Source organism: Cobetia sp. L2A1 (genome assembly GCF_009796845.1).
In the GTDB taxonomy this organism is placed as follows: Bacteria; Pseudomonadota; Gammaproteobacteria; order Pseudomonadales; family Halomonadaceae; genus Cobetia.
Map to the genome: position 1 here is coordinate 3,072,982 of NZ_CP047025.1, position 12,318 is coordinate 3,085,299.

11 protein-coding genes are annotated in these 12,318 nt (G+C 60.8%); 6 read left to right on the plus strand and 5 right to left on the minus strand.

Annotated elements, in window-relative coordinates:
* Window positions 1–188: 188 nt before the first annotated feature.
* From glyA to GQR90_RS13135, 3 genes are all read right to left on the minus strand, one after another.
* The gene (glyA, locus tag GQR90_RS13125) at window positions 189–1,451 is read right to left on the minus strand and encodes a serine hydroxymethyltransferase (RefSeq protein ID WP_158774500.1); all 1,263 of its coding nucleotides are present in this window, start codon (window positions 1,449–1,451) and stop codon (window positions 189–191) included.
* A 228-nt stretch (window positions 1,452–1,679) separates the two neighbouring features.
* The gene (locus tag GQR90_RS13130; RefSeq protein ID WP_158775511.1) at window positions 1,680–4,343 is read right to left on the minus strand and encodes an ABC transporter permease; all 2,664 of its coding nucleotides are present in this window, start codon (window positions 4,341–4,343) and stop codon (window positions 1,680–1,682) included.
* Window positions 4,344–4,422: 79 nt separating this feature from the next.
* Complete coding sequence (locus GQR90_RS13135) at window positions 4,423–5,211, minus strand: ABC transporter ATP-binding protein (protein WP_158774501.1); 789 nt, start codon at window positions 5,209–5,211, stop codon at window positions 4,423–4,425.
* Between the two features lie 85 nt (window positions 5,212–5,296).
* On the opposite strand from GQR90_RS13135, the gene GQR90_RS13140 reads away from it, so the two are divergent.
* Both GQR90_RS13140 and ppk2 read left to right on the plus strand, forming a co-directional pair.
* Window positions 5,297–6,040 (plus strand): arylesterase, encoded by a 744-nt coding sequence (locus tag GQR90_RS13140; RefSeq protein ID WP_233266298.1) that lies wholly within the window; start codon window positions 5,297–5,299, stop codon window positions 6,038–6,040.
* A 94-nt stretch (window positions 6,041–6,134) separates the two neighbouring features.
* Complete coding sequence (ppk2, locus tag GQR90_RS13145) at window positions 6,135–7,061, plus strand: polyphosphate kinase 2 (RefSeq protein ID WP_158774502.1); 927 nt, start codon at window positions 6,135–6,137, stop codon at window positions 7,059–7,061.
* On the opposite strand, the gene GQR90_RS13150 is transcribed toward ppk2, so the two are convergent.
* On the minus strand, window positions 7,058–7,972 hold the full coding sequence (locus GQR90_RS13150) for a DMT family transporter (RefSeq protein WP_158774503.1): 915 nt from the start codon (window positions 7,970–7,972) through the stop codon (window positions 7,058–7,060). The two genes, ppk2 and GQR90_RS13150, sit on opposite strands and share 4 nt — an antisense overlap.
* A gap of 152 nt (window positions 7,973–8,124) precedes the next feature.
* Here GQR90_RS13150 and GQR90_RS13155 point away from each other — a divergent pair, with 152 nt between their 5' ends.
* On the plus strand, window positions 8,125–9,135 hold the full coding sequence (locus GQR90_RS13155; protein ID WP_158774504.1) for a zinc transporter ZntB: 1,011 nt from the start codon (window positions 8,125–8,127) through the stop codon (window positions 9,133–9,135).
* A gap of 98 nt (window positions 9,136–9,233) precedes the next feature.
* On the opposite strand, the gene GQR90_RS13160 is transcribed toward GQR90_RS13155, so the two are convergent.
* Window positions 9,234–9,566, minus strand: coding sequence for a SelT/SelW/SelH family protein (locus tag GQR90_RS13160; RefSeq protein WP_158774505.1), 333 nt, complete (start codon window positions 9,564–9,566; stop codon window positions 9,234–9,236).
* Window positions 9,567–9,817: 251 nt separating this feature from the next.
* On the opposite strand from GQR90_RS13160, the gene GQR90_RS13165 reads away from it, so the two are divergent.
* From GQR90_RS13165 to GQR90_RS13175, 3 genes are all read left to right on the plus strand, one after another.
* Entirely contained in the window at window positions 9,818–11,137 is a 1,320-nt protein-coding gene (locus GQR90_RS13165) for an MFS transporter (protein WP_233266539.1), read from the plus strand.
* 208 nt (window positions 11,138–11,345) lie between these two features.
* Window positions 11,346–11,786: a PAS domain-containing protein gene (locus tag GQR90_RS13170; RefSeq protein ID WP_158774507.1), complete on the plus strand. Its 441-nt coding sequence runs from the start codon at window positions 11,346–11,348 to the stop codon at window positions 11,784–11,786.
* A gap of 284 nt (window positions 11,787–12,070) precedes the next feature.
* Entirely contained in the window at window positions 12,071–12,316 is a 246-nt protein-coding gene (locus GQR90_RS13175) for a PA3496 family putative envelope integrity protein (protein ID WP_158774508.1), read from the plus strand.
* Window positions 12,317–12,318: the final 2 nt, after the last annotated feature.

The following is a 12,318-nucleotide window of genomic DNA, read 5'->3' on the forward strand; positions in this document are numbered from 1 at the left end:
GTGTGAGACTAGACTGTTGGATCAGCGATGTAGGCTGACTTTTCTGAGCCATCGATCACCTCGCGACCGATACAGAACGGGGGATGGCTGCCACCGATCACTCATGAAAAAACGCCTGCCGCTTTCGCGACAGGCGTTCTCATGTCCAGCCTTGCTTGAGCCCGATAGGCGAACTCACTCAAACGCGCTTACGCGTAGACCGGCAGACGCGCACAGACGGTGGATACCTTGGCCTGCACTTCAGCTTCGATAGCCGTGGAATCACCGGCTACCATCGCGTCGAGGATGTCGCAGATCCAGCCTGCCAGATCCAGACACTCCTGCTCCTTGAAGCCACGAGTCGTGACCGCCGGCGTCCCGATACGCAGACCGGACGTGACGAACGGCGACTGCGGGTCACCCGGAACGGCATTCTTGTTGACGGTGATGTGGGCACGGCCCAGCGCAGCGTCAGCATCCTTGCCGGTCAGGCCCTGCTTGACCAGCGACAGCAGGAACAGGTGGTCTTCAGTACCGCCGGAGACGACTTCGAAGCCGCGCTCGAGGAACACGGACGCCATCGCCTGAGCATTCTTCACCACTTGCTTCTGGTACGTGGTGAAGGACGGATCCATCGCTTCCTTGAAGCAGATCGCCTTGGCCGCGATGACGTGCATCAGCGGGCCACCCTGGCCACCCGGGAAGACAGCGGAGTTCAGCTTCTTCTCGATGGCAGCGTCACCTTCGGCTGACAGGATCAGCCCGCCACGCGGACCGCGCAGGGTCTTGTGCGTGGTGGTGGTGACAACGTGTGCGTGGGGCAGTGGGCTCGGGTAGATACCGGCCGCGACCAGACCCGCCACATGCGCCATGTCGACCAGCAGGTAGGCACCTACTTCGTCAGCGATCTTGCGGAATTCTGCCCAATCGATGATCTGGGAGTAGGCGGAGAAGCCAGCGATGATCATCTTCGGCTGGTGCTCACGCGCCAGGCGCGCGACTTCGGCGTAGTCGATCAGGCCATTCTCGCCCAGACCGTACTGGACGGCATTGTAGTGCTTGCCGGAAAAGTTCGGACGTGCACCGTGAGTCAGGTGACCGCCGGCGTCCAGGCTCATGCCCAGAATGGTGTCACCCGGCGTGACCAACGCCTGGAAGACAGCGCTGTTGGCCTGGGAACCAGCGTGCGGCTGAACGTTGGCATAGGTCGCGCCAAACAATTCGCAGGCACGATCTATGGCCAGCTGCTCGACCTTGTCGACGAACTCGCAACCGCCATAGTAACGCTTGCCCGGATAGCCTTCCGCATACTTGTTGGTCAGCTGGGTGCCTTGTGCCTGCATGACCCGGGGGCTTGCGTAGTTCTCGGAGGCGATCAGCTCGATATGAGCTTCCTGGCGAACGACTTCGTCGTCCATCGCGCTCAGAAGCGCATCATCAAAACCGGCAATCTGCATGTCACGGGTGAACATCGGGTGTCCTCGCCTGAAGGGTGATGACGACAGCGATGTCCGGCACGGCCGGTTCGCCATCTAGGGGTAAGATCAGGACCAGCATGATACCTCAGCCAGCGACGCGATTCACATGAATCAGCGTCATTGTTAATGCGAAAAGAACTGATCAACTGAGCAAGGCGGCCCCATGAATGAGGGAACATCCATGAGGCCGAAAAGCACGCTATCCTCTACCGAGCGAGTGGATCACTGCAGGGCGCGCAGGCCCGCCATCGGGGGCTGACGCCGCACCTCGCGCGACAGCCAGAACCCCAGCCCACCGACCAGCAGTGCCCCCAGCAAAGGCAAGCTGATCCAAAGCCAGGGATGCAGCGCCACCGGCAGCCCCAACCAGCCGGAATAGAGACCGACCGCCGCCCCTTCCGCCAGCATCGCCCCCAGCAGGCCACTGAGCATCCCCAACAGCACGAATTCCGCCGCCTGAAGACGCGCCAGCAAGCTCTGGCCGGCGCCGAACACCTTGTAGAGCGCCCCTTCATGCTCACGTGCGGGACGACTGGCGACCAGCGCCGCGTAGAGCACACTGGCACCTGCCAGCAGTACCAGACCGAGAATCAATTCCACAGCCCGCGAGACCTGGGCGATCAACTCCTGCACTCGTGACAGGATAGCGTCGATATTGATCAACGAGACGCTGGGATAGTCCCGCACCAGCGGTGCCAACTTGCGATCATCCTCGAGATGGAAGGCCGTCATGTAGCTGTGCGCAAAGCCATCCAATGCGCCCGGTGGGAAGACGACGTAGAAGTTGGGTTGGAAGCTGTCCCAATCGACGAAGCGGGTATTGACCACTTGCGCCTTGATGACCTCGCTGCCGACGGTAAATGACAGCGTATCGCCCAACGTGAGTCCCATGCGCTCCGCAAGGTCCTCCTCCATCGAGACGGGGACACCCTGTTCACCGGCAATGGTGATGCGCTGCGCCGGAGTGGCATCGGCAAAGGTTTCCATCGGTGTCCAATCACCAGCCGTCAAACGATTGTGGTTCGGCAGGTCACGGTGCCAGGTCAGGTTGAGCTCACGTTGCGGTACGCCCTGCTTCTCCCCATCCCCTTCGCGATCAGCGCCCTCCTGCATACCACCTGCCGCCGGCTCCTGGTCAGCGTCAGCCTTTTCCAGCGCACGTTGCTGAGAACGACCCAGCAGAGACTCGCCATTGAGCACCGTGATGCGTCCTCGCACCATCGGGTAAAGCTCACTCTGACTGTCACCCGCCTGTTCATCGACCAACGCGGCCAGCTGCTCACCAAACGCCTGCTGCTGAGAGGACTGGATATTGATGGCGAAGTGATTGGGCGCATCGACGGGAATCTGTGCCTGCCAGCGACTGATCAGATCGCCACGCACCAGCGCGATCAAGGCCACCGCCGCAAAGGTGACGGCGAAGGCCACCAGCTGCCCGAGGCTCGCGCCACGCCGCCTGGCAAGCAGACCGCCAGCAATGCGGATCGGACGACTCCAGGCGCCCTGGCCACGCGTGCGCGCCACGATGCGCACCATCAGTGCCAGCAATAGATGCCCCACGACCAGCAGCAGCCCAAGGCCGACGATGCCACCGACCAGCAAGCCAGCCGCCAGCACCAGATCGCCCGAGTAGAGCCACATCAGCGCGCCGAACACCAGGCTCGCCATCGCCACCACGATCCACGCCGAGGCCGGCATGGGCGCCAGTTCACGCCGCAGTACCTTGAGTGCACTGACCTGACGCAATCTCAGCAGCATCGGGCCTGCAAAGCCCACCAGCACCGCCAGCGCCGTCAGAATGCCCAGCAGCAACGGCAGCGGCCCGGGGGCAGGCAAGGTCAGCGGCAGGAAGCGCTCCAACAGCGCCACAAGCCCCATCTGGCCCAGCAGGCCAAGCACGGCCCCCGCGGTACTCGCCAGCAATGCCAACCAGCCAAGCTGTGCGGCAAACAGGCGTGACAGTTGACGCTGGGAAGCACCGAAGCAGCGCCATAGCGCCGCACTGTCCAGATGACGCTCCACATAGCGGCGTGTGGACATCGCCACCGCAACACCGGCCAGCAACACCGCGACCAGCCCGGCCAGACTCAGGTACTTGTCAGCCCGCTCCAGCGAACGCCCCAGACGCGGCCGATCCTCGCGCACATCCTTGAGACGCACCTCAGCGTTGTCAGCGCTCGCCAATAGCGGTGCAATGGCATCACGCGCCTGTTGAACCGCGGCGGGATCACCGGCGGCCAGCAGTCGATATTCCATCCGCGATCCTGGCTGAATCAGACCGGTGGCGTCGAGATCCTGCATGTTGAACATCAGCCGCGGACTGAATTCAGAGAAACCGCCCTGCTGGTCCGGCTCCCGCGTGATGAGCCCCGTCACGGTCAGCGTCTTGCTGCCCACCGTGACGCTGTCGCCAAGTTCAAGACCCAGCGCCGTGGCCAGCCTCGAGACCAGCCATGCTTCGCCCGGCGGGGGGATGGCAGCACGTGTCTCGGACCCCGACGTTTCGCCACCAGAAGACTCACCGCTCATACCTTCAACGAGAGTGTCGGGAGTATCGGAAGCCAGCTCGACCTTGCCCATCAAGGGGTAACCCGGCGTAACGGCCTTGAGGCTTGAGAGCACGAAGGCATCATCATGCGAGGCCATCGAGACCATGCCCAGCTGTGGCGACATCGTCAGGCCAGCCTCCTCGAAGGCTTGCGTAAAACGAGGGTCGAGCGGGTTGCTGGATTCCAGCACCAGATCACCGCCCAGCAGCTGACCGGCCTGACGCGTCAGGCCACGATCAAGGCGATCCAGAAAGAAACCGATCATGGTGGTGGCGGCGACCGCCAACATCAAAGCCAGAAACAGTGCGCGCACATCACTGGCACGCAGGTCGCGCATCAGGCCGCGCAATGCCAGCGGCAGACGTGCGCTTCGAGAGCGGGGCGGCGATGAAGAGGTGCGCGAAGACGATGTGACCTCAGACATGCTGTCCTCCTGGAGCATCCGGTATCGCGTTGGCGTCTGATGTTGCCTGCCACTCCACGAGTTTTCCGTCTTCAAGGTTCAGACAGCGATCACAACGACGCGCCAGCGTCAGATCATGCGTCACCAGAACCAGCGTCGTGCCACGCTCACGATTGAGCGTGAACAGTAGATCTGCAATGCGATCGCCTGTGGCGGTATCCAGGTTACCGGTCGGCTCGTCGGCAAATACCAGCCCGGGAGCTGCCACAAAGGCCCGCGCGATAGCGACACGCTGCTGCTCTCCTCCAGAAAGATGTCGCGGCAGGTGGCTCACTCGCTCAGCTAACCCTACCCTCGCCAGCCAATCACGCGCCTTCGCCTCGATATCTCCTTGAGGGGCGAGCTCCAGCGGCATCAGCACGTTTTCAAGCGCCGTCAGCGTCGGCAATAACTGGAAATTCTGGAACACGAAGCCGACTTGCCCCGCGCGCAGCGCGGCACGCCCATCCTCATCAAGCCCGGAGAGTGAGGTGCCAAACAGGCGAATCTCACCCTCGGTGGGACTATCGAGTCCCGCCAGCAACCCCAGCAACGTCGACTTGCCTGAGCCACTCGCGCCGATGATTGCCACGCTCTCACCGGAGTTCACGCACAGCTCGAGATGCTCGAGAATGGTCAAGCGCCCCTCACCACTGACGACGCGCTGCGCTAGTCCGCTGACTTCAAGCACCGGGCGCGGGGCCTGAGACACCAGATGATTTGACGTGAGTGGTGCGTCGTTAATGATAGCGTTATGTGACATCGTGTCTGCTCGCTTATGGTAGAGAACGGAGCGGGGACAGGCCCTGAATCCGAAGAAGAGAGTCCGAAGTAGACGGAGATGAACAATGAGAATGCTGTCTGAGTGGCGCCTCACACCCCAACGCCCTTTTCTGAATACGCTGCGCCTGAGCAATCTGCGCCTGAACAACGTGCTGACAACGCTACGTGCAACGCTAAGTTCGGCGGCACTCGCCGCCCTACTGACACTGAGCTCACAGGCTGCGTCTGCGGCCAGCACAACGACCGACGGCCCTTGGCTGGTGCTGGGCGACTCCATCTCGGCAGGCTACGGTATCGATAGCAGCCAAGGCTGGGTCGCCCTGCTGGATAAACGTCTTGATGAGACACTTGGACGTGATGCACCTGATGTCATCAACGCCAGTATCAGCGGCGACACGACAGAGGGTGGTCGTAATCGTCTCGCTGCGTTGCTCGACAAACATCATCCCTCACTGGTCATGATCGAGCTAGGCGGCAACGATGGCCTTCGTGGGCTACCGCCCCAGCGCATGCAAGCCAACCTGGCCAGCATGCTGGAAACGGTTCAGGCGACGGGTGCGCAGCCTGTACTGCTGGGCATCGAGATTCCACCCAACTACGGCCCGGCCTACACCAAGGCGTTCCGTCAGGTCTACCGGACGCTCGAAACCCAGTATTCGGTGCCCCTGGTGCCCTTCATTCTTGACGGAATCGCCACGGCACCTGCCAGCCAGGAGCTAATGCAGCAGGATCGCATTCATCCTACGGCCAAAGCGCAACCGCAGTTGCTGGATATCATCTGGCCGACACTCGCACCGCTCGCAGAATAACCCTGCACTCTCCCACCTTGCTGAGAGATGACATCCCTCGGCAAGGGGGATAACGGATCACTTCTCGTTGTTCACCTAACGTGAGATTCCTGCCATGAATACACCTCGCAAGCGTACCTCGGCCTCGAAACAGAACAAGACCTCGAAACAGAGCAAGGCCACGAAACAGAGCAAGTCTTCGTCACAGGAGGCCCCTCAAGGGCCACGCATGACGCTGGGGCCGGTCTCAACCGATGCCTACCCGTACGAGAAGCGACTCAAGCGCAAGATCTACGAAGCGGAGAAGCGTGCCCTGCAGATAGAGCTGCTCAAGGTGCAACATTGGCTGCGAGAGAGTGGTGAACGACTGGCCATCGTGTTCGAGGGGCGAGATGCCGCGGGCAAGGGCGGTACCATCAAGCGCTTCATGGAATATCTCAATCCGCGTTTTGCGCGCGTCGTGGCACTGGACAAGCCCAACGAGACCGAAAAGGGTCAATGGTATTTCCAGCGCTATGTTTCACGCTTCCCGACCAGCGGTGAGATCGTGCTGTTCGATCGCAGCTGGTACAACCGCGCCGGTGTCGAGAGCGTGATGGGATTTGCCAGCGAAGTGGAGATCGAGCGCTTTCTGGTGCAGGTGCCGCAGCAGGAGCGCCTTTGGGTGGAGGACGGCCTGCACTTGGTGAAACTGTATTTTTCCGTCTCCCGCGAGGAACAGTCCAACCGCTTTGCCAAGCGCGCCGCCGATCCCCTGACACATTGGAAGCTGTCCCCCATGGATGCCGTCGCGCAGGAGAAGTGGGATGACTACACCCGTGCCGCTGAAAGCATGTTCGCACGGACTCACAGTCGCCACGCGCCGTGGACACTGATTCGCTCCGATGACAAACGCCGTGCACGGATCGAGGCAATACGGCATGTACTCAGCCAACTCGACTATCCAGGCAAGGACAGCACGCTGATCGGTACCCCGGACCCGCTGATCGTGGTGGATGCCGATCGACTGATACTGCCGGATGAAGACAAGCAGAGTGACTAGACTTCCAAGGGTGTAGGCGCCTTCTGCAACTGTTGCAGACCCAATCCGGCAAGTATCAGTATCAGTCCAGCAAGGGTCGAGGTGAGGATCGGCTCACCGACAATGAAGTGCAGTAGCGTCAATGAAACCGGCGGTGACAGGAAGATAAGGTTGGAGACCTTGGCAGTACGCGACACCTTGTGGACTGCCAATTGCCAGAGCACGAAGGCAATGCCCATCTCGCACACACCGACATACACGCCTGCCGCCAGCGCCTGCGGATTGGCATTACTGCCGATCAAGTTCTCGAAACCCGGCCCCATGGCGACCAGCACTGTCAGTACCGGTACTGCAATGCTGAAATTCTGCCACTGCGCAACCAGCGGGGCGCGAGCATCACGCGCATTCAGTAACCAGTAAAGCGCCCACAGTAGCGTCGAGCCCAACGCCAGCCCGACACCGAGCGGATCAGCAAAGGCGACATTGAGCACCTCACCCCGCGTGGCGATGGTCCACACCCCCGCATAGGCGATCAGTCCGGCGGCAACATCAATACGCGTCAAGCGCTGAGCCAGGATGGGCACCGCGAGGAAGGCCATCGCCAGTGCCCAGGTGTAATTCAGCGCCATGGCTTCCTGTCCCGGTAGACGCGCATAGGCACCAAACAGCACCAAGTAATAACCGACCGGATTCATCAGTCCTGCCCACAACGCTGTGCGCCAACCACCACGCCAACCGGTACTTAGCGCTTCGCGCAGGCGACCCTGGCGCCACATCAGCACACCAATCAACGCCCAGGAAACCAGTGCCGCCAACCACACCAGCTCCAGCGGCGTCATCTGCACCAGTGCGAGCTTGAAGGCGGTCGCGACGGTCGACCACAAGCCAACCGCACCGAGCCCGTAAAGCATGGCTTCCCTGTCCCGACTCATGGCATCCTTCCTTACATTTCTGGTGTTGCCTTCCTGGCAACGATAACGACAGCTGCCATGCTGCCTGAGGCTTCATGGCGCTTGAGCCAACGGCTTGAGCATGACGTGCCCTACCTGGTGCTGCAAGCGGGCCATTGAAAGGAATCTCGTGAATGACATCTGTAACTGACCCACAGACACTCGCTAGTCAAGACTCGCCCGCCACCGCACTAGTGAGCGCCTATCGCCTTGACGGCAAGGGCGGCGCTACTGTGTTGAATGACGCAGGACTCCGCTGCGAGTGGCAGGATCCCGAGGCATTGATCTGGATGCATCTCGATTACACCCGCGGCGACGTCAATGACTATCTGGAGGGTATCGCACAGCTGGATGGGCCTAGCATCGAGGCGCTGACAGAGTTGGACACCCGGCCACGTGTCGCGCGCTTTGGCGGCGGCATGGTCACTACTCTGCGTGGCATCAACCTCAACCCGGGTGCCGCTCCGGAAGATCTGCTCTCACTGCGCCTGTGGATGAGCCCGACACGTCTGATCACACTGCGCCGCCGCCCCTTCCAATCGATTACCCAGGTACGCGAGCAGCTGGAAGCCGGCCAGGGCGCCGAAAGCATCTCCTGGCTGCTGGCCATGATCAGTGATGCGCTGGTGGATCGGGTCGCGGAGCTGAGTCACCGACTCGATGATCAACTGGCCATCATCGAGGATGATCAGCTCAACGACATCGATATCGACCCAGACGACATCACGCGTCTGCGCCGCCCGTTGATCACGCTGCGACGCTTCATGGGCCCGCAGCGCGACTGCCTCGCCCAGCTCGCCCAAGGGCCACTGTGGATCGACGAGTCAGCACGGCTCGACCTGCGCGAGATTGCCAACCAGCTGTCACGCTACGTGGAAGATTTTCAGGCCATGCAGGAACGCGCGTTGATCATTCACGAGCAGCGCACCAGCGAACACAACGAACAGCTCAACCAGCGCATGTATCTCCTCTCGGTCATCACCGCCGTCTTCCTGCCGCTGGGCTTTCTGACGGGCCTGCTGGGCGTCAATGTCGGCGGTATTCCTGGTAGCGATAGCCCATGGGGCTTCACCGCCTTTGTCGGCATGACCCTCGGCGTAGTCGCGATGCAGATGTGGCTGCTCAAGCGCAAACGCTGGTGGTAAGCGATTCGCCATGACGTGCTGTTTCACTGGCCAAACGTTCACTGGTCACTCAATCACTGACCAGCACGCAACATCCAGCGACACCGTCACTCTTTTCGTCATTGTGACGGTGTCGCTTGCTCGCGGCTGGCACGGTCGATGTGGCCGAGGTCACGCTCCGGATCCAGCACGTCGCGAACGCGCTGCTTGAGATCACGACTATCAGGGAAGCCGCCATCACGCTTGCGCTCCCATAGCACCTGCCACTCGTCATCTGGGGCTGGCTGGCACAGCACCTCAAAGTGGCCGCCGTGGCTAGGCGCCAGTGCCACTTCACCGAGATCCTCCCCGAAAGTGGAAAGTAGCTCCTGCGCATACCAGGCAGCTCTTAGGAGCCAGTTGCAGCCAGTGCAGTAGTGAATGCGAATCTTGAGAGTGGACGGATGTTCCATGAGCCTATGCTTTCCTGTTGTCAGCGAATGATCAGATGCACTCACTTCACTGCAGTGAACGTATAAGGTCAATGCCGTGTTATCAGCGTCATGCTGTGCATTCACAGACGGGCATATGATAATAGCGTCTCAGTCGACGATCTGCGGAGCCTCTCATGTCAGCCCCCTCGCCCTCCTCTTCCGGCATCCCTTCTGACGTTGCCTCTGCTGCCAATGGCCATCGCACTGTGCAAAGTCGCTTTTTTGAGCGCATGACCGGCGATGAAGACTCACGCATGTGCAAGGAAATTTCCGAGGATGCCTGTCATCAGCAACCCGGCAACTTCATGCGCCACCTGCTGGCCTCGTTGGGTACCAAGCTGGCCGATGAATTGGCGAGTGCGCGCCTGGTGTTGCCGTGGTTATTGGGACTGATTGGTGCGCCGGTATGGATGGTCGGCCTGCTGGTACCGATTAGGGAAGCCGGTGCCCTGTTACCACAATTACTGGTCGCCGGTTTCATCCGACCACTGCCACAGCGCAAATGGGTGTGGGTCGCTGGCGCTGCGTTACAAGCACTGATGGCTCTCGGACTAGTGATGATTGCGCTGCTGTCACAGAGTGATGCCGCATCTCGTCACGGGCTGGATAGCACTCTTGATGGCACCCTGGCGGGCAGCCTGGTATTGGCACTGCTGGTCGTACTCTCACTGGGACGAGGGGTCGCCTCCATCGCCACCAAGGACGTACTGGGCAAGACGATCGCCAAGAAGCGTCGTGGTCGCCTGATGGGATGGAGTGGAGGCGTGGCCGGAGCCCTGACGCTCATTTCCGGCGGCGCGTTGATGCTGCTGGACCAGCAACCCGGCCAACAGGTGCTGGCCATCCTGATGGCCATCGCAGCGCTTGGCTGGATACTCAATGCCGTGTGCGCGGCGCTGATTCAGGAAGATAGCGGTGCCACTGGAGGTGGTGCCAATGCGTGGGATACCGTGCGCGAAGGCTTCCGTCAGCTCAAACATGACGCTGCCTTCCGCAACTTCAATCTGGCCCGCGCCCTGCTGTTATCAAGTGCTTTGGCGCTGCCCTACATTGCCCTGCTGGGTCAGCAGCAAAGCGGCGAGAGTCTCGGCGGCCTGGGCGTACTGGTACTGGTGTCCGGGCTCGCGGGCATGGTCGCCAGCCCCATCTGGGGCAAGCTTGCTGACACCTCAAGCCGGCGTGTGATGCGCAATGCAGGCGCGGGGGCATCGGTCTGCTGTGCCGTGGCCGGTAGCATGGTGTGGTGGCCAGAATCACTTGCCAATAACGTCTGGAGCTACGCACTCGTCTATGGGGCGCTAGTGGTGGCGCACGCCGGCATTCGCCTTGGCCGCAAGACCTACGTGGTTGACTTGGCCAGCGCCGACAACCGCGCCCTGTATGTCGCGCTCTCCAATACGCTGACCGGCGTATTGATGCTGGCACTGGGGCTAGTCATCGGTGGACTGGCCCAGTGGCTGGGCAGTGAATGGCTACTACTGATTCTGTCAGGAGTGGCCGCCAGTGCTGCCCTGTGTGCCCAACGATTGCCCGAGGTGGAGGATGACTGAGGCTGCCCGCCGCTAGCCTTGCCACCGCCATGCACGCCCAGCGACGCCATCACATTAGCGGCTGCGATTGCATAAGCCGTCATGCCCCGCCATAGTAAAACCCATCAAGGTGCTGTGCTGTCCGGGGACACGGACAGGCGCCGGTTTATCAAGTTCTCTCAGGCTCGGCCCCAGGGCCGGGTTCTTCTGCCGCAAGGATCAGAGTCAGATGAAAAGACCCCACATGATCAGCCCCGAGCTGCTCGAGAGAGTCGTGAATGCCTCGGACGATGGCATCGTGGTGGCCGAACAGGAAGGCGATGAGAACATCCTGATCTACGTCAATCAGGGCTTCGAGCGTCTTACCGGCTACAGCGCCGACGAAATTCTCTATCGCGACTGCCGCTTCTTGCAGAATGACGATCGCGATCAGCCGCAGCTGGATCGCGTACGCGATGCTTTGCGTGAAAAACGTCCGTGCCGGGAGGTCCTGCGCAACTATCGCAAGGATGGCAGTCTGTTCTGGAATGAACTGTCCATGACGCCCGTCTTCGATGAGCATGACAATCTGCAATACTTCATCGGTGTACAGAAGGATGTCACTGATCTGATGACAGCCCTTGAAGAGCTTGAGCGCTTGCGCGCGGCACAAGGCATCAGTGCCAACTGATCTCTCAGCAGTTACCTGAGTGGATGACGGCCTTGTGCGCCCTTTCTGATAACCGACAACGCCTCCCGATTTGGGAGGCGTTGTCGTATCCAGTGATCACGATCGAGACCGATGACGTATTTAGCACCACTTCCATGTTTGCAATGAGGGCGCCCATCTCACGTGAAAGGCTTGTCATCGTCAGCCGTGAGCGCTATATAGCCAATGAGCCCTCGGCACGATGCCGACGGCGGTGTCTGACGCCTGTCGTTGGGCAGACTGTTTCATGATCGGGAGGTCCGCCAATGGCCCGCGAGCAATTCCTCGACGATATTGATGCCACTGCATTGGCCGAAGACGCGCCCAGCGAGGTCGACTTCGAGCTTTCCTCATCCCGTGCCCAGAGCAAGGCTGTCCGCAGCGACTCTCGCCAACGCCTTGAAGCCTTGATGGAAGAGCGCGCACTTGCGCGCGCCATTCGTGAGGGCTGGGACGAAGAAGCGGATGATGACGAGGTGCTGGATGCCATCGATTGGGGGGAAGAGGAGTAATT